The sequence below is a fragment of the Eubacterium ruminantium genome, assembly GCF_900167085.1.
GTDB classification, from domain to species: domain Bacteria; phylum Bacillota; class Clostridia; order Lachnospirales; family Lachnospiraceae; genus Eubacterium_Q; species Eubacterium_Q ruminantium.
Map to the genome: position 1 here is coordinate 11,522 of NZ_FUXA01000008.1, position 19,265 is coordinate 30,786.

General features: G+C 38.6%; 15 protein-coding genes. 3 read left to right on the top strand and 12 right to left on the bottom strand.

The window, feature by feature from the left end; all coding sequences use genetic code 11:
• Positions 1-166: 166 nt before the first annotated feature.
• The 8 genes from eno to uxuA form a co-directional block, all read right to left on the bottom strand.
• Positions 167-1,471, bottom strand: a complete 1,305-nt coding sequence (gene eno / locus B5D25_RS06645) for a phosphopyruvate hydratase (protein ID WP_078787185.1) — start codon at positions 1,469-1,471, stop codon at positions 167-169.
• Between the two features lie 23 nt (positions 1,472-1,494).
• Complete coding sequence (locus tag B5D25_RS06650) at positions 1,495-1,920, bottom strand: flavodoxin (RefSeq protein WP_078787186.1); 426 nt, start codon at positions 1,918-1,920, stop codon at positions 1,495-1,497.
• Positions 1,921-2,119: 199 nt separating this feature from the next.
• Complete coding sequence (locus tag B5D25_RS06655; protein ID WP_078787187.1) at positions 2,120-3,139, bottom strand: acyltransferase family protein; 1,020 nt, start codon at positions 3,137-3,139, stop codon at positions 2,120-2,122.
• A 25-nt stretch (positions 3,140-3,164) separates the two neighbouring features.
• The gene (locus tag B5D25_RS06660; protein ID WP_078787188.1) at positions 3,165-3,638 is read right to left on the bottom strand and encodes a GNAT family N-acetyltransferase; all 474 of its coding nucleotides are present in this window, start codon (positions 3,636-3,638) and stop codon (positions 3,165-3,167) included.
• Between the two features lie 19 nt (positions 3,639-3,657).
• Positions 3,658-5,286: a mannitol dehydrogenase family protein gene (locus B5D25_RS06665; protein ID WP_078787189.1), complete on the bottom strand. Its 1,629-nt coding sequence runs from the start codon at positions 5,284-5,286 to the stop codon at positions 3,658-3,660.
• A gap of 110 nt (positions 5,287-5,396) precedes the next feature.
• Positions 5,397-6,215 carry a bifunctional 4-hydroxy-2-oxoglutarate aldolase/2-dehydro-3-deoxy-phosphogluconate aldolase gene (gene eda / locus B5D25_RS06670; RefSeq protein WP_078787190.1) on the bottom strand — a complete coding sequence of 273 codons (819 nt, stop codon included), beginning with the start codon at positions 6,213-6,215 and terminating at the stop codon, positions 5,397-5,399.
• 37 nt (positions 6,216-6,252) lie between these two features.
• The gene (gene uxaC / locus B5D25_RS06675) at positions 6,253-7,671 is read right to left on the bottom strand and encodes a glucuronate isomerase (RefSeq protein ID WP_090168519.1); all 1,419 of its coding nucleotides are present in this window, start codon (positions 7,669-7,671) and stop codon (positions 6,253-6,255) included.
• A gap of 29 nt (positions 7,672-7,700) precedes the next feature.
• The gene (gene uxuA / locus B5D25_RS06680) at positions 7,701-8,765 is read right to left on the bottom strand and encodes a mannonate dehydratase (RefSeq protein WP_078787191.1); all 1,065 of its coding nucleotides are present in this window, start codon (positions 8,763-8,765) and stop codon (positions 7,701-7,703) included.
• A gap of 131 nt (positions 8,766-8,896) precedes the next feature.
• On the opposite strand from uxuA, the gene B5D25_RS06685 reads away from it, so the two are divergent.
• Positions 8,897-9,574 (top strand): GntR family transcriptional regulator, encoded by a 678-nt coding sequence (locus B5D25_RS06685; protein ID WP_159444101.1) that lies wholly within the window; start codon positions 8,897-8,899, stop codon positions 9,572-9,574.
• 23 nt (positions 9,575-9,597) lie between these two features.
• Here B5D25_RS06685 and B5D25_RS06690 read toward each other — a convergent pair whose 3' ends face one another.
• Genes B5D25_RS06690 through B5D25_RS06705 form a run of 4 tightly spaced genes read right to left on the bottom strand, consistent with a single transcriptional unit; the run spans position 9,598 to position 15,245 of the window.
• On the bottom strand, positions 9,598-10,572 hold the full coding sequence (locus tag B5D25_RS06690) for a D-2-hydroxyacid dehydrogenase (protein WP_159444102.1): 975 nt from the start codon (positions 10,570-10,572) through the stop codon (positions 9,598-9,600).
• Between the two features lie 37 nt (positions 10,573-10,609).
• The gene (locus B5D25_RS06695) at positions 10,610-13,492 is read right to left on the bottom strand and encodes a glycosyl hydrolase 115 family protein (RefSeq protein WP_078787194.1); all 2,883 of its coding nucleotides are present in this window, start codon (positions 13,490-13,492) and stop codon (positions 10,610-10,612) included.
• A 10-nt stretch (positions 13,493-13,502) separates the two neighbouring features.
• A complete protein-coding gene (locus B5D25_RS06700) occupies positions 13,503-14,474 on the bottom strand; it encodes an alpha/beta hydrolase (RefSeq protein WP_078787195.1) in 972 nt (323 codons plus the stop codon).
• Positions 14,475-14,498: 24 nt separating this feature from the next.
• Complete coding sequence (locus B5D25_RS06705; protein ID WP_090168516.1) at positions 14,499-15,245, bottom strand: PHP-associated domain-containing protein; 747 nt, start codon at positions 15,243-15,245, stop codon at positions 14,499-14,501.
• 171 nt (positions 15,246-15,416) lie between these two features.
• Between B5D25_RS06705 and B5D25_RS06710 the strand changes: the two genes are divergently transcribed.
• Together B5D25_RS06710 and B5D25_RS06715 are read left to right on the top strand one after the other, a co-directional pair.
• On the top strand, positions 15,417-16,361 hold the full coding sequence (locus B5D25_RS06710; RefSeq protein WP_159444103.1) for a ketopantoate reductase family protein: 945 nt from the start codon (positions 15,417-15,419) through the stop codon (positions 16,359-16,361).
• Between the two features lie 64 nt (positions 16,362-16,425).
• Positions 16,426-19,203, top strand: coding sequence for an MMPL family transporter (locus B5D25_RS06715; RefSeq protein WP_078787197.1), 2,778 nt, complete (start codon positions 16,426-16,428; stop codon positions 19,201-19,203).
• Positions 19,204-19,265: the final 62 nt, after the last annotated feature.

Here is a 19,265-nt window from a genome sequence, read left to right on the forward strand (position 1 = left end):
ATTACGAGAATGCCCTCTCATAATGCCCTCTTAAGAAGTAAGGATTATATATTTTGAGTATAAATGATGATCAGTTTGTGCCCTGATAATACTGATTGATCACTCATACCATCTACCAAAGTTAATTTAGATATGCAAAAAATAATTAATATAAACGAGGTTTTAATTATCGGCCTTTAACATTAAAGGCATTCATCTGCGGATAAGCAGCTGATGCTCCGAGTTCTTCTTCAATTCTGAGAAGCTGGTTGTATTTTGCTACTCGCTCAGAACGGCTTGGAGCTCCTGTCTTGATCTGACAAGTATTAAGCGCTACCGCAAGATCAGCAATGGTTGTATCTGCTGTTTCGCCGGAACGATGAGATGAAATAACTGTATAACCAGCCTTGCGCGCCATCTTGATGGCTTCAAGTGTCTCAGACACCGATCCGATCTGATTAAGCTTGATGAGGATTGAATTTCCTGCTCCAAGTTTAATACCCTTTGAAAGTCTTTCTGTATTGGTAACGAAGAGATCATCTCCTACAAGCTGAACTTTATGTCCTATCTTTTCTGTCATTCTCTGCCAGCCTTCCCAATCTTCTTCATCAAGACCATCTTCTATAGAGATAATAGGATATTTATCTACAAGCGATTCCCAATGAGCTATAAGCTCATCTGATGTAAATTCCTTACCTGACTTTGGCTGCTTGTAGAATCCTTTTCCTTTCTCACTCTTCCATTCTGATGAAGCTGCATCCATGGCGATCATAAAATCTTTGCCAGGCTCAAATCCCGCTGCCTTAATAGCCTCAAGGATCTTCTCAATAGCCTCTTCATCACTCTTTAACTGATTTGGTGCAAATCCACCTTCATCTCCAACAGCTGTAACATCTCCCATATCTTTAATGAGACTCTTAAGCTTATGGAATACTTCAGCACACCATCTGAGTGCTTCTTTAAATGAAGGAGCACCTACAGGCATTATCATGAATTCCTGTGTATCAACTGCACTGTCCGCATGAGCACCACCATTTAAGATATTCATCATAGGAACAGGAAGCTTGTTACCCTGAACGCCTCCAAGGAACCTGTAAAGAGGAATATCAAGAGCTATAGAAGCTGCACGAGCCGCAGCGATAGAAACTGCAAGAATTGCATTTGCACCAAGATTTGATTTATCTTTTGTGCCATCAGCTTTTATCATTGCCGCATCAACAGCATATGTATCTGATGCATCAAGTCCGACAAGGACGTCGTTTATGATTGTATTTATATTATTAACCGCCTTCTCCACGCCTTTTCCAAGATAACGGCTTTTATCTCCATCACGAAGTTCAAGAGCTTCGAACTCACCGGTTGACGCTCCACTTGGTGCAGTTCCTCTGCCCACTGTACCGTCAATAAGATATACCTCTGCCTCAACAGTAGGATTTCCTCTGGAATCAAGTATTTCACGTCCTATGACTTTTTCAATTTCAAGATACATAATCTATCTCCTTATCTTAAATATATTTACTGTGCTAATGCAGCGCCAAGCGATGCACACTCACCTAATGCTGTTTCATCAGGTGTATAATTTGCCATCACACCGTCCATCACAAGATTTGCTCCCGATGCGATTGCTCTTTCCTGCCAGTCTCTCATCCACTGGCCATCACCCCATCCGTATGAGCCAAAAAGTCCGATCTTCTTTCCTTTAAGCGAGCCTTCAACCTCAGTAAACATAGGCTCAAACTCAACTTCTTCAAGAACCTCGGCACCCATAGCAGGACATCCAAATGCTATAGCATCATAGTCCCCAACTTTTGCTGACGAAAAATCAGCCGGCGCAAGGTATTCTACTTCAGCTCCATTTGAGGCAGCCGCATCCCCTATTGCTGTTGCCATTGCTGCTGTGTTACCTGATGCGCTCCAAAAAACAACTGCTACTTTACTCATTAAAAATCCTTTCCAGAGCAACCGGATAATCATTATATATCCCGGTACTCTTAATGCATTTATGACTACGTATCGGCTAAGTACTTAGCCTACTTTGATAAAACCAGGATATTAGATATAACTATTTTGTGTTAGTTATACCTAACCACTGACAATATAACATGTTATTTTTTATTTGTCAAACACATCATTTAAAAATTTAGAATCTTATTTTATCTGTTATTTTACGGATTAATTTCACAGGCTGATCAAATAATTTGATCCACATGATCAAAATGCCTATAAGAACCGGCAGTGTGAAGAATACTATTCTGCCGAAGGCTGACTGAGTATAAAGATCTTTTATTAAAAATATTTTGTCCAGTATCATGAAAATGATCCAGTGCCAGAAATATACATTTATGGTATATTTTCCGAATTCTGAAACGATCCGGATCCTCTTTTTAGGAATCAGACTTATCACACTGAAACCGGTAAGAAATGTTATAACATAGCACATAAACCTTGCTAAAGGCCCATAGCTTATAACATCTTTTGAGAACGGGTTTCTTCCCGTAAATAAATGTCTGTAGATATAAAAGCTGTCCAGCTTAAAAAAGCACAAAGAAAACCATATTAAAAGCAGGATAATGCCCACCGGAATGATGATCTTTTTTTTCTGCATCATAAAATCCTGTACCTGCTCAGGTTTAAAAAGTGTACCAAGCAAAAATACAGGAAAGAATATTATTATTCTTGAAAGGTATAAAAAGTCACCTATTGATTGATCATATCCCGCAAAACACGCGAGAACCAAAGATGCGATCAAAAGAAAAATCTTATTCACTTTTGCACACAAGAATAAGACAAGTAAAAATGCTGCAAGGGCGAAGAAAAACCACGCAATCCCCTGATCTGTAAACAGTATGAATTCCGTGTCTTTTCCTGTAAGCCTCTCAACAAGATAAAGAGCACCCCTTAAAGATATCCAGCATGTCAGATAAAATGCGATCTTCCTGAAAGCATACTCTCTTTTATAGAACATCCCGGAAATAAAAATCATAACCGGCATATGAAACGCATAGAGAAAAAGATATATGCTTTTACATATATCTGAATTTCTTACCTGCTCATCTGAAAAGTGCCCTATGACCATGAGTATGATCATCAAGAATTTGATATTGTCCCAAAAGGCCATCCTGCCCCTGGTCTTTTTCACCGATGCATCAACTGCGTTCATATGATACTTCCTCTCAAAAGTTATCTTACAGTATCTGTTCCATTCCAACCTTAAGAGGTTTCATGCCCATCACTTCGTAGAATTTCATGGCCGAAGGATTACATGTCCATACATTTAATGTGACATTATAAAATCCTTCGCCCTTTGCATATTCCAGTACATGATCGTAAAGTGCCTTTCCGACTCCTTTGAAACGATATTCTTCGTCAACGCATATATCATCAATGTATAAAGTTTTTATATCAGTCAGGACAGAGTCTCCAACATGCTGCTGATGAATACAGAATGCATGCCCCATCACAACATCGTCTTCATTTACGCATACAAAAACCGGTGTAGTATCATCCCCGAAAATTTTTTCAAGTTCCTCAGCATTATATTTGGTTGCAGGTCCCTTAAAAATATCCGGTCTTCCGTTATGATGGACCATATCTACTTGAACCAGTAATTCCAAAACTCTGGAAATATCTTCTTTTACAGCTCTTCTTACAGTATTCATATTTCTCTCCCGACTTTAATTATTTCATTATGACAGTTTCATGAAGCGCACTTCTGACTCTACCTATATTTCCTATCATATAATTAAATCGCTCTTCAATCAATTCATTCATGCCATTTGCTACAAGATCAACTCCAAAAAGTTTGCTGTTGCCGAGTATTTCTCTCACATTACTTAAAAGTCCAAAATTTTCCTCTGCAAAAATATCTGTACCGATCTTAATGCCGCTAAGCCTTCTTCTTAATTCATTTAACATTGGATCCGAACTAAGTTCCATAACTTCACCAAAGTCATCAACGGCGATAAGATATCTTAACCATGCAGCTATTACGAGAGGAATGACTTTTAATTCTCCGGTGCGACCTTTCTCATCATAAACTTTTATGGTCTCTCCGAATCTTATAGAAACCTTCTGACTTGTGTCAGTGGCAATTCTTTGCGGAGTATCCGGAAGAAAACTGTTCGGAAGTCTTTCGGTCATGACTTCATCCAAAAACTTCTTCGGATCTATGATACCCGGATTTGTCACAACGGGAAGTCCTTCTTTGACACCAAGTCTTTCAACCATCATTCTTAAATCCACATCTTTCATTTCATCGGAAATCTTTTTGAATCCAAGAAGGCATCCGAAGATTGCAAGAGCTGTATGAAGAGGATTAAGACATGTCATTACTTTCATTCTTTCAACTCTGTTTACTGTCTCTCTGTCTGTAAGATATATTCCGGCTTTTGCAAGATCAGGTCTTCCGTTCGGAAAATCATCTTCGATAACCAGGTACTGCGGCATTTCAGCATTTACAAACGGCGCTATAAATGTCTTCCTCGAAGTGAGTACCGGGTCCATATCTTCAATGCCCATTTCACTGAGTTCCTTAGTTATTTCCGGATCAGGTCTCGGAGTGATCTTATCGATCATACTCCATGGAAATGAAACTTTGCTTTTATCACTTAAATATGTGATAAATTCATCCTCGACAAATCCAAGTTTTTTCCATTCTTCTGCGATAAACTGCACAGCTTCCTGAAGCTTTTTACCATTCTCACTGCAATTATCCATACTTACAAGTGCAATCGGCAACATGCCATTTTTGAATCTCTTATATAAAAGACTCGTAACAACTCCCATGGCAGATAACTGTATATTCTGAGGTCCCGCCTTGATATCCGCCTCAACCATCGGAAGGATGCCTCGGTCCAGTCCCCTTATAGCGTAACCCTTCTCTGTAATCGTAAATGAAATCATCTGAAGAGAAGGCTTTACTGCTATTTCAGCCAAGTCTTTCTGCTTCTCACCAACAGCACTTACTGCGTCAACAACGCTTCCGATAACTCGTAAATACTTCTCGCCGCTTCTTCTCAGTCCAACAAGAAGAGCGAGATTATCATATGGCTGATAAACCTTCTCAAATATCTCATCATCAAAACTGTCAGTTGCTATGATACCTGTATCCATGATTCCTTCTTCGATAAGTGTATCCGCAAGACAGGCTATATAACCTCGGAAGATATTACCGCCACCAAAATGAAGCCACTGCGGATTCTTCCTCGTATTTCCCTTTATTACTTTGGTATCATAATTTGGGACGATGATATTTCTCTCATCCCAAAACGCTTTTTCTTTGTAAATATTATCGTAACTTAATCTCATTTTACTTCCTTCTTAAATGCAGATTTCGGTTCAAAACCGGTTAAAATAAATAAGCAATTTTTATCTGAATGTGATCCTGAAACATATCAGAATACATATTTAAGATCACATTATTTGATACGGATAAGTCGCATTCCACCATCGGCAGTTACTGCACTTTCCAGCTTTCCGTTATTCATAATAAAACTGTCTTTATTAAAGAGCACTCCGCGTCTTTCAAGATGAAATACAGCTCTCTCAAGATTATGACTTTCGAAAATATATTCCTGCTTACTGTCATTGATCATAACTTCTTTAAACTTAAACCGAATCATCAGATCAACCGCTTTTTTTGTCTCATTAACTACGCTTTCATAATCTCCCTTGGCAATATATTCCTTTTTAACCATGAAGCTTCCGCCACAAGCTATGATATTCGATGACTCAAGATAAGGACTGAGATTATCGATCTCCAGGCCTCCTGTCGGCATAAATTTCATTTTATTGTAAGGTGCACTCATTGCTTTCAGAAGTTTTATTCCGCCAAGCTGTTCAGCCGGGAAGAACTTTACATTTTCAAGTCCCATGGAAATAGCTTTTTCTATATCGCTCGGGCATGAACATCCGGGAAGAATAACTATATCATTACTGATGCAATATTCCACGACCTCAGGATTAAATCCCGGACTTACAATAAACTGTGCTCCTGCCTTTACAGCTTCATCCACCTGCTCTTTTGTAAGAACCGTTCCGGCGCCCACTATCATCTTAGGGAATTTTTCTGTAATGATCCTTATGGCTTCCGCTGCTTCATCGGTTCTGAATGTTATTTCCGCTGCAGGAAGTCCGCCTGCTATAAGTGCCTCAGCAAGGGAAACAACTGTATCTATATCATCTATCACAACTACAGGGATTATCCCTATCTTATGTATTTCATCCAAAATATTCATTTATATCTCTCCTAATTCATATTCCTCAGAAATCTACCTACAGACCAAAGAAATGTAAGGCGTTGTTGTAACAGATGTCTGAAACTGTCTTCCCGATTAATTCTTCGTCCCAATACAGTTCGCCGTTTGCGACCATATTTCCTATAAAATTACAAAGTATCCTTCTGAAATATTCATGTCTGGTATATGACAGAAAACATCTTGAATCTGTAAGCATACCTATAAATGTCCCCAGTACACCCTGCTCGGAAATAGATCTTAAATGATCACAGATTCCGCTTTTATTGTCATTGAACCACCACGCAGCTCCGTGCTGAACTTTTCCTGCAATTCCTTTTTCAAAGAAGCATCCCGAAAGCACACTGAGTGAGCGGTTCATGATTGGATTTAGACTATATAAAACCGTTTTCGGAAGTATATCTCTGTAATCCAGTTCATCAAGAAATCTTCCCAATGATTCGATATCCGAACCGCTGTCTATCCTGTCGAAACCACTGTCTTTGCCGACCTTCATAAACATTTTCCTGTTGCTGTTTCTTACCACTCCAAAATGAAGCTGCATAACCCATCCAAGACGGGAATAATTTTCAGCAAGGAACATCATTATCATGGTTCTGTATCCATCAACCTCGATGTCTGTAAGACTTTCTCCATTAAGCGCTTTTCTGAATATTTCTTCCAGTTCCTCATCACTTATCAAAGTGCATGGGAAATATCCAAGACTCTGGTCGCTTGATCTTGCACCATGGTTATTAAAATATTCCATCCTGTCTTTAAGAACTTCTTTTAATGCAGTAATGTCTGTAATCTTTTTACCACTGACTTCTTCAAGTTTTGAAATGTAATCAGTAAAATCATTTCCACCTATAAGAAGAATCTTGTCAGGTCTGAAGGTTGGTATGCACTTTGTTTTAAAAGTTCCATCCGCTAAAATCTCTTCATGCATCTTAAGGTCATCTGTCGGATCATCTGTTGTTCCTATAACCTCAACATGCGACATTTCGATTATCTTTCTTGCAGAAAGTTTTCCGCTCTTTAAAATATCATTGCACTTTTTATAAATAGCATCCGCATTACTCGTGCATATCGGCATATCACAGTCAAAGTATCTCTTAAGTTCAAGATGACTCCAGTGATATAAAGGATTTCCAATAGACTTTTCCAGCGCAGTGATCCAAGCTTTAAATCTTTCTTCTTTTGGTTTATTTCCGGTAATCAGATCCTCATCTATACCGCATTGTCTCATAAGTCTCCACTTGTAATGATCGCCCGACAACCATAAATCAGTAATATCGTCATATGTTCTGTCACAAGCAATATCACTTGGATCGATATGACAGTGATAATCTATGATGGGCATATCCTTTGCGTATTTGTGGAATAAAACTTTAGCTTCTTCCGTTTCAAGAAGAAAATCATCATTTATGAAATTATCGTTTTTAATATATTTATCCATATTTCCGGAGCCTCTTATTCTTTTCAATACTACTTTTTGAGTTTATCAAGCATATCCCAGACACCCAGTATATACATTATTCCAAGTGCCCTATCATACAGGCCATATCCCGGTCTGCATTTTTCGCCCCAGATATGTCTTCCGTGATCCGGTCTTATATAGCCATCAAAACCGCCGTCATGATAAGCCTTTATGATATCAAGTATTCCTACATCTCCGTCGCAGTCTCTATGTGATGTCTCGCTAAAATCTCCATTTGGAAAATGTTTAACATTTCTTATATGCGCAAATGCTATTCTGTCCACATGCTTTCTTACAATATCAGCCACATTATTCTTCGGATTTGAGCCAAGAGAACCGCTGCATAATGTAAGGCAGTTATATGGATCGTCTACCATTTTCAAAAATCTGTCTACCGATTCGGCATCAACCAAAAGTCTTGGAAGTCCGAAAATATCCCATGGTGGATCATCCGGATGAATAGCCATTTTTATTCCGGTTTCATGACAAACAGGCATAAGCTCTTCCAGGAAATACTTAAGATTATCCCATAATGTCTCTTTATCAACAGGTTCATATACCTTGAAAAGCTCCTTCAAATGAGCCATTCTCTCAGGTTCCCATCCCGGCATGGTATATCCTTTTGTCTCACTGAGAATATACTCAGCCATCTCTTCCGGATCCTGCTTGATCTTATCTTTTTCGTAATATAATGCTGTAGATCCATCCGGAAGCGGATGAAAAAGATCGGTTCTTGTCCAGTCAAATACAGGCATAAAATTGTAACAAACAACTTTTACTCCGAATTGACTGAGATTTCTAAGCGTCTCTTTATAATTTTCTATATACTTATCACGTCCCGGTCCGGCAGTTTTTATATCATCATGCACATTAACCGATTCAACAACCGCCATGCCAAACCCATATTCATCCAGCTCATCTTTAACTTTTTTTATCTCTTCAACTGTCCAAACTTCTCCCGGCTGTTTGCTGTGCAATGCCCAGACTATCTCTGTCACTCCGGGAATCTGCTTGATCTCAGAAAGTTTTATACTGTCGTTGCCGGTTCCGTACCAGCGAAATGACATCTTCATAGTAGACCCTCCGATCCTATTTTATATAAGCATCATATACTACTTGTATACAAGTGTCAATCCCTTAAATGCCCTTGATTTATATCGCATTTTATGGTTTAATCATATTAATGTATACATTGGAGGCATGTATGTTCAACGAAGCAATTTATGAGGACCTTAAAAAGAATATCCTTCATCTCGATTTAAAACCGGGAGTTATGATAAGTGAGATGGAACTTTGTGAGAAATATAAAGTATCCAGAACTCCTATAAGAGATGTCATCAAAAAACTCGAAAGCGAAGATCTTCTGGAAGTTAAACCGCAAAGAGGCAGTTATGTATCATTGATCGATCTCAACAAAGTATCTGATACCATTTTCATTCGTCTGTCTCTCGAGCTGGCTATATTCAGAGAATTATTTAAACATAACTATGGTTTGAATGAACTTCTTCCTCTTCAGCAGCTTCTTGCAACACAGGCAAGGATCATAAAGAAAAAACATACATCTCTTTCCATTTTGGAATTTACAGAATCTGATAATGCCTTCCACAGTGCTTTATATGCACTTGCCAACAGGCGTGGAGTATGGCAGTCCATCTACTCTCTGAATCAGCACTATCAGCGTTTCAGAACACTGCTGGTTCAATATAACTCTGACCCGATGGAATCTTTATATGAACAGCATGTTGAGATACTTGATAATCTGATAAATAAAGATTGGGATTCTCTTGAGAAAGTCATCACAGGACATATCACCGGAGGATTCCAGAGAAGTTCTCAGATGGTACTCGACCATCCCGAATTCTTCTCTAAAAATGTCGATTGATTTTTTAAAGCAAAAACACCGAATCAATATCCGGTGTTTTTATCTACTACATGATTCATTTTATTTCCTTCTGCATATCTCAGTAGATTCTCGCAGAAGAGTTCAACATTTCTATTCACTGTATATGGTAATGTAAGATTTCCTGCCGAATGCGGTGTAATAAGAATATTCTTCGCATTCCATAAATTACTTTCGGAAGGAAGCGGTTCTTTTCTGAATACATCCAGAGCTGCACCTCCGAGTCTGTCGCTTTGAAGTGCATCATAAAGTGCATCTTCATCTATGGCAGATCCTCTTCCCACATTGACGATATATGCTCCTTCAGGAAGAAGATTTATTCTCTCCCTTGATAAGATTCCTTCGGTTTCTTTGGTTGCAGGAAGGCTCATAACGAGTAACTCTGTTGAAGGAAGTATCTCATCGAGATGATCTATCGAGAAAACTTCATCATATACGGGATCATCGCATTTTCCGCTTCTGCAAACTCCTGTAATCACTGCCGGCTCAAAAGCTTTCGCCCTTCTTGCAAATGTACTTCCGATATCTCCGGTACCAAGAACAGTTATCCTGCAATCTTTTAACGACTTTTGCATAACAAGATTCGCCCATCTTCCATTGGAAGATTCACTGTAATGATACGTAAGAGATCTCATCATCATAAGAGAAACAGCTATTATATGTTCAGCTATACTTACGCCATAAGCACCGGATGCATTGGTGATTATGACATCTTCATTTTTAAATAATCCCGGTTTAAAAAGATAATCAACACCTGCTGAGGTTATGCTTATCCATTTAAGATTCGGAAGCATTCTTATATTATCTGCTCCGATAATATTCATGCCGTATCCATAAACTATTTCCGTATCTTCATAGCCTTCAGGAACTTCATTTGCATTTTCCGTAAAGCAGAGATCGGCACCGACTTTATTTGCAGCCTCACTTATCATCTCTTTATGCTTCTCTGTGAGCGCCCCACTATAAACCAATATCTTCATTCGATCACTCCAAACTCTTTTGATATTTTTTGTCTTACTACAAAACTTCACTTTCATCAGGACCAAGGTAGGAAGGAAGAAGCTCTTTATCTTCTTTCACAAGAATGATCCTTTCAAGAACATTTTCGGATGAAACTCCGTAAAATCTTACAATGTTCAGCCCCTTATTTAATCCGGCCTTGCAATGCACAAGTCTTGTATGTGACAGCACTTCCTCTGACCATTTATTGACAACGCCTTCTTTAAAATCCTCAGAAATGATATCCAGTTCAACTGTACTTTCTTCATTTATGCCATATGCAAATTTAATATCTTTTCCAAATGAAAATGCATGCGTCGGAAGAAGCTGAAATGTAATATCATATTCCCCCGGCTCTGTAATATAAAATGCATAGCCAAGCTCCGCATCAGCCTTACCGACAGTATCGGATAACTTCACCGCACTTTCTCTTCGTCCGAGATCATTTACTGTAATAAACTTATTGCTTCCCCGGAACTTCTGATATGCAAAATGTTCTGCATCGAGAACAGCGATACCCTTTTTAGTAAAGCAAATATTGTCCAGTTTTTTATCCGCTTTTATCTTCTCTGCTTCCGAAAGGATATCATCACTTATCACATCCGGCATAACGACAAAATCGATCTTTCCTTCTGCATAAATAACAGAAACTGTCGGATATCCGTCCTTTTCATCATACATTTTTTTATCTACCGATAATGTTATATATGATAAAGATTTATCCGGCGAAACATATCCTTCTTCTTCACTTACCGTTATACATTTCGAAGAAGTAATTATCTTATAATCCGTCTTTTCATCGCCTGTTAATGCAACAAAAATCTTTGCTGACTGTTTATCATTTAATCCATTTCCTTCAAAAAACTCTTTGATATAAAGTTTCTTTCCGGTCCATTCCATTCCTGCTGAAGAACCTTTTTCTCCTACAAGTCCTGCAACAAGCTTAGGTCCTTTTACCGGAATGACTGTTTCAATAACAGGATTTGCAGCTTCTTCCGAATTCCAGTTTTTAAATCCGATATGTGGTGCCAGTCCGAAGCCGTTCCATTTTCCGTCAGCAGCCGAATGTAATATTCCTTTCAAATCTTCGTCTATAGATAAAGCACGTTTAACATTATCGCCAAAATCATTTGCAACGCAGGCGCCGATTGAAGCAAAATAATGATTAAATCCTCTGTAAATCCACATTTTAACGAGATTCATTCCGCCCAGAATATTATAAGAAATCAGCTCTACATAAGCATCCTTATACTCCTTCGGGCATTTCTCTTCGAGACTTCTGCAAAGTTCTTCAATCTCCTCTGCCTCATGAAGAACTTTCAGGCTTTCATAATAATTCTGAGGATGGTAAACATTCTCACTCATATGTTCAGGCTTTCTGTTATTGATAAGCCTTGTATATCTATTATAAATATCGGTGAGACAGTCCAGTTCTTTCTCTGAAAACGCACAGCCGAACTGCATTTCCATCCAATCTCTGAGATAAAGTTTTTCCTTATCCGCGCCACTCCATTTATCAAAATCATAAGCAAGACTCATGAAATAAGAAAGCGGCATTTCCTGTAATCCAAGATCACCAACATTTACGATCCACAACTTTTTAACCCCATGCTCATATGCTGTAGACATCTCTTCTCTTACAAGAGGAAGATATGTGGAATTGATCCATTCATATGAAATAGGATCTCCGTGATAATCAAAATGATAATACATTCCGAATCCGCCTTTATGGCGTCTCATTTCTTCATCCGGAAGACTTCTTACATATCCATGATTATCATCGCAGAGCATGAGTATAATATTATCAAGGTCCTCAGATGTTTTCAGACCTTCTGTATCTTTATCACCATAATAATATGCTTCAACTTCTTTATAGAGAGCAATCATTCGCGGAACTTTATCAAGATCCGGATTCACTTCTTCTCTGATAAGCTGATTCTGAGTTTTGAGAACGTCTCTCAAAAGATCTATATTATCTTTCAGAGTTGCTTCTCTTCCAAGTATAGTCGAATCCCTCTCGCCTCTCATTCCCACGGTGATAACATTCTCAAGATGACCGTTTCTCTTAAGTCCGTCACGCCAGAATCTTGTGATTCCTTCCTTATTGGTTCTAAAATTCCAGGCATCACCATAGATAGAATCCTTACCTCTGACATGGCTATACTCTTCTCCATGACGCAGACAAGGTTCATGATGCGAAAGACCCATAACGATTCCAAGCTTGTCGGCAAGTTCGGCACTCAAAAGTCCCGGACCATCTTCAGCAAAGCATGATGCCCACATAGCCGGCCACATATAGTTACCCTTCATACGAAGAAGCAGCTCAAATACCTGCTCATACATTTCGGCATTTACTCCACCAAAACGAGACATACACCAGTTGCCGAAACAAGGCCACTCATCATTTATAAAGAAACCTCTATACTCAACCGAAGGTTCTTTCGATATGAATTCATCTTCCTTTGAAAATGTAAAACTATCCCTTTTCTTTGGCTGAACAAGAGACCAGTTAACAAGAGGTGAAACCCCAAGACAATCGGAAATATGGAAAAGTCCGTATATAGTACCTCTCTTATCGCTTCCGGCGATAATGATCATATTCTTTTCAGGACATACGAAGAAGCCATAAACCTCTCTCTTATTCTCAATTTCTGTCACATCTATGGTCTTATCAAGGATCAGTTTTTTCAGGACCTCACTTTCACCGACCTGTCCGAAAAATATATTTATCCTGCTGTTATCAGGATTTATTTCTCCGCTGCATTCTATAACTTCGGGCATATCTCCAAAGACTTTACTGATATCTCCTCTGACTTTGTCAGCTATCATTTTTATCCCGGAGCTGCAGCATTTCTCATAAATAAATACAGCATTTCCTCTAACTATATCCATCTTTTCCATCGATAACTCCTTATAGTCTTGATATCCATACCTTTGCAAGTTTTGTCCAAAGGCCTACATCTTCCTTCCAGCTGTCATCAAGTTTATATCCTTCCATACCCTCGCCTGAAAACTGTTTGATAAGTTCCTGTCTTCTTTCCTCAGAAACATTTATGCCTTTTCCTTCTTTTACGGCATCAACAGCTTTCATAACCTGTTCCATTGTATAATCATCAAAATTATTTCCTGTATAGAAGTCGTCATTTGCAACGCTGAGGCCATGGAATCCTGACGGAAATACATAATGTGCATAAGGAACTTTCTTAGCTCTTAAAGCCTCTGCAAAAAGATAACTGTTTTCAACAGGCACAAGGTCGTCTGTAGCCGTCTGCCAGATGAAACATGGAGGAGTATTCTCCTTAACATTTTTCTCGAGAGAGAAATATGTCATTTCCTCTTCCGGAGCATTCTGTCCGAGAAGTGCCCATACCGAATAAATATGTGTAAATTCACCTGTTGTGATAACCGGATAAGATAAAATGACTCCGTCCGGTTTATTGGATATATCTTTATATTCAGGATTTATATCAGAAACATCATCAAAATGTGTTGCAAGACTTCCGCAGACATGAGCTCCCGCAGAGAATCCTACTATTATCATTTTTTTACCTTTTATCTTATATTCTTCCGCATGTTTTCTTACGAATCTGACAGCTCTCGAAACATCATTTAAAGGCTGCTTCTTAAGCGGAACAGACATAGTTATATCTGTTGTATATGTAAGAACGAAAACATTCATTCCCTGATTATAAAATTCCATTGCGGGAACCTTTCCTTCAGGCGGTACGCACATGCAATATCCGCCTCCCGGCAATACGATCATCGCATCACGGTCTTCATCCGTCTCATCATGTAAATATGCATGGATATTAGGTGTAAACCCATATGCTGCACTGTAATCATATTCATTTTCTTCCCATATATCTGCTCTGAAACTTTTCACTTTGTATCTCCTCTTTTACCTGTTCTAGCCGATCACATTTCCTTTATGATCATAATATCTGTCGCCATTTGTAAGTATATAATCCGTTCCGCGTAATATTTCTTCGCAAAGCTCTTTTGACGACTTAAGTCTCTTTTTAAATGCCATTCCTCCTCCGAACATAACAGTCGAATGAACATCCGAACCGGCTGTCATAGGAAGATTTTCTTTATTGGCATAAGCTATCGCTCTGTCATCATATCCCGGATCATTGTGACTGACGCTCTTGTGGCAGGAATGCGTTGCATTTACACCCTCTACCGCATCTACAAATTTCGGAAAAAGTCTGATCTCCGGTATGTAATATTCTTCTCTGTATGGATGCGCGTGAACAACTATACCGCCGCAGTTATGAACTATTTCAAACTGTTCCTCAACTGTTGCATCCCTAAGTTCCGGATGAGCCTTGAGCCATTCCGGAGTTGTTCCGTGTATAAGGAATTCCGTACCGTTATAACCTGCTTCATATCCCCAGAATACATCCAGATCAATCTTATCTCCGCACTCTCTGGCGTCATAATAACCCTTTGCAAATTCATCAACCCATTCTCCCCATGGAAGACTTTTAGGTATGCAGGTATTTCCGCCCCAGTTGTGATCTGTAACCACTATTCCTGTATAACCGTATTGTTTTGCAGCCATAGCCATCTCTTTGCCGCTGTTATGGGCACAAGCGCTTGACTGAGAAGTATGTAAATGTGTTTCGTATAAAAAAGGATATTCTTCTATCATTTTGACTCTTCTTTCCTTTGTTACTCGGGTAACAAATAATTATAATGCCACCAAAATCAGTAATGATAAATATATCATAATTTTTCTTTTGATTAAATGTCCTTTGTGCTATTATGTTGCTATTATCCGGGAATAATATATAAATTCTCCGGCTGTGAAAGGTTACATAAGATGAAATTAAGAAACATTGCTGTATTGGGTGCAGGAGCTGTAGGCTCCTATATTCTATGGGGACTTCGAAATACTCCCGATATAAGACTCTACGTTATATCTGAAGGAGAACGTAACGCCCGATTAAAAGAGAAATCTCTTACAGTAAACGGCGAAAGATTATCCCTTAATGTAAGAACCGCCGATGAGCTAAGGGACGAGATTCCGGAAGGTCCGGATCTTATCATTGTTGCGGTGAAATACATTTCGCTTCAGGAATCACTTTCAGACATTGAAAGAATAGCAGGAGATAATACTCTTGTTATGAGCCTTCTGAACGGCGTCGATTCCGAACAGATCATAAAAAGGGTTATACCTGAAGAAAGAATTATCACATCACTGATCAAGATCGCTTCCCAGCGTAATGGCAATTCAATCAATTTCCCGGTTCCTGCAGAAGGTATGGGTGTCATTTACGGTGCTGAAACTGCTTCACAGAAAGACTATGTTAACAGCATTAAAGAGCTCTTTGATTCAGGCGAGATAGTTCACCATGTAAGTGATGACATCCGTAAGGATCTCTGGCTGAAATATTCTATCAATATCAGTCAAAATATCCCGCAGGCTATACTATCTTCCGGCGTAGGTATATTTAATAAAAGTCAAAATGCTGACTTTCTAAGAACATCTCTACGTAGTGAAGTTATAAAGATTGCTGCTCATTACGGAATCGATATTGATGTTGACGACTCATGGAGTCTCGACCCTTCAAACGGTATCAATCCCGCAGCAAGATATTCCACTCTTCAGGATCTTGATGCAGGACGCCGTACTGAGATCGACATGCTCTCCGGAACAGTTGTAAGACTGGGGCATGAACTCGGTATACCGGTTCCATACAATGAATTTGCATATCATATAGTTAAAGCACTCGAAGAAAGAAACGAATCCAAATTCAATTTTTAAGTTACACCATGAAAGGAGTTTTCCTCGGGTAGAATAAGATATACCTCGAGGCAGTTACATCGAAATGAAAAAAATAGCTGATTTTCTTATCAAAAGCCGCTACGTTCTTTTGATAATATTTATTGGTCTTGCAATAGCAAGTATATTCATGTCCAAAAAGACAAATATTAATTCTGATATGTCAAAATATCTTCCTGACTCATCTCAGATGAAAAACGGAACAACTATTTTAAAAGAAGAGTTTACAGACCTCTCAGAAGATTACAGACTCAGAGTTATGTTCGACAACCTGAAGGACGAACAAAAACTTGAGATTAAAAACGAACTTGCTACCATAGATTATGTTGATTCGGTAGTTTATGAGCCGGACAGCATTCATTACAACAAAGACAATCATACGCTTTATCTCCTTAGCTCAAAATATGATTATTCATCAAAAGAGTTTAAGCAGATGCGCAAAGCCGTAATGACCAAATTCTCAGGATATGATATCCATTGCCAGAATGAGAATCAGGAAAATGATGCCCTTCCGGGACATATCATCGCCGGTGCAGTTATAATCCTCATGATAATCCTTTTCATCATGAGTAATTCCTGGATTGAACCTTTCCTCTTCATCACTTCGATCGGTCTTTCTATCCTGATCAATATGGGAACAAATATGTTCCTTCCGAGTGTATCGAAGACAACTCATTCCATCGCATCAATCCTTCAGCTGGTTCTTGCCATGGACTACTCTATCATTCTTTCTAACAGATATCGTCAGGAAAGAAAAAAGGTTCATCCGGAAGAGAATTCAGGTTCAGCAGTTGCCGGCAATGCTCCTTCAAATGACATTGAAGCCATGAGAAATGCAATAGCATCAGCCATCCCTTCTGTATGTAGTTCTTCAATCACTACTATAGTCGGACTTTTAGCTTTATGCTTTATGAACTTCAAGATCGGTGCTGACCTTGGTATCGTTCTTGCAAAGGGTGTATTCTTCAGTCTTTTATGTGTATTTACTGTTCTTCCGGGTCTCATGACACTTTTTGATAAGCTTATCCAGAAGACAGCTAAAAAGTCACCATTCATTCCAATGGGTGGTCTTGCCAAAGCAGAATATAAGGCTCGTATAATTTTCGGCTGCCTTTTCCTTGTTATCTTCGGCATTGTATTTGTAGCAAAGGACAAGGCCGGAATCTCTTACGGAAACCCAGCAACAAAACATGTTATAAATGATGTATTTCCGAAGGAAAACCGTTTCATCGTTCTTTATGACAATAATGATGAATCACGCATGCCTGAATTTATCAAAGAATTTACAGAAGATGAAAATGTTGCAGCAGTAAACTGTTTTGCAACAACCCTCGGCGCAAAAATGAATAGTCAGGAAATGTATCAGTATATTGATAACATGCTTGGCGGTGCAGATTCTTCAAACCTTCTCGGAGGTTTTACACTTGATGAATCAATAATCAAATTCATTTATTATGACCGCTTCTCAGACAGAGAGGGTGAGAAAATGACTCTTGAGGAGTTCGTCGGATTTGTCAACGCATTTATAACAAATAATCCGATGGCCTCTGAATTTATAGATGAAGCTTCAATGACACAGTTGAATCAGTATAGCGCTTTATGCAGTAAAGATGCTATAAATACACAAAGAAACGCTGATGAACTTTCACAGCTTTTTGGTATTGATAAAAGCGCTTTATCGGCACTCATGTCATATACAGGAAAATCAACCCTCAGTATAAATGAACTTTTAGCTGCTATAAAGGATCCGACCGTTTCAACAGTTATCTCAGCTTCCGGATCTCTTACAAATGAAGATATAAATGCTATCGCATTTTATGATAATCTTGTCAGCAGCATAATGAATGATAAGAGTTATACAGCTAAGGAAATGGCTACAATGATAGCTCTCATTCAGGATAAGGCAAATGGCGAAAGCTCAACAAAAGTTCCAAAGGCTGATGAAACAACAGAAGGTTATATCAGACTTGTTTATGAGTATTATTTCTCATCAGTAAATTATGATGATTCATGGACAATGGACATAGAAGAGTTATTCAACCATATTATGGAATCGGAAACCTTCAGCCAGCTTCTTGATGAAGAAAGCAAAAAGGGACTTCAGATGGTTTCAATGGGACTTTCAGCAGGAAAAGGAAAGCTTGTAGGAAAATCACATTCAATATGCGCTCTTACTACTTACCTTACCGACGGACATCCTGATTCAATGGAATTCGCCAAAAAACTTGAAAGCTTCTGTGATGATAATTTTGAAAAAGATTATTATCTCATCGGTAACACACCTATGTCATATGAAATGTCAAAGACATTCAAAGATGAATTAAATAAGATCACTCTTATTACAGCTTTGGCTATTTTCATCGTTGTCCTTGTAACATTCAGATCTCTGGTAATACCTGCGATACTTGTGCTTCTTATCCAGTGTTCCGTATATATTACAATGGTTGTTATGAACCTTTTCGGAATGGATATGCACTATCTCGCATTACTTATAGTACAGAGTCTGCTTATGGGTGCAACCATTGATTATGCTATTGTATTTACGAATTTCTATATCGAAAAGAGAGCTGACCGAGGCGTCAAAGATGCTCTTAAGAGTGCTTACCAGGCATCAATAAGAACTATTCTTACATCAGGTCTTATCATGATCTTCATTACCTGGATACTCGGTTATGTATTTGCAGATCCATCAATCGGTCAGATCTGCCACATCATCTCTATTGGTGTTACATGCGCTCTTGTTATGATACTTTGCTTCCTTCCGGGAATGCTTGCAGTATGTGATAGATTTGTTGTAAAGAAGACAGCATATCCTTCCAAATAAATTGATTAGTATAAAATGTCGTTATTTATTAAAAATATTGATATATAAAAATACTGTTATAT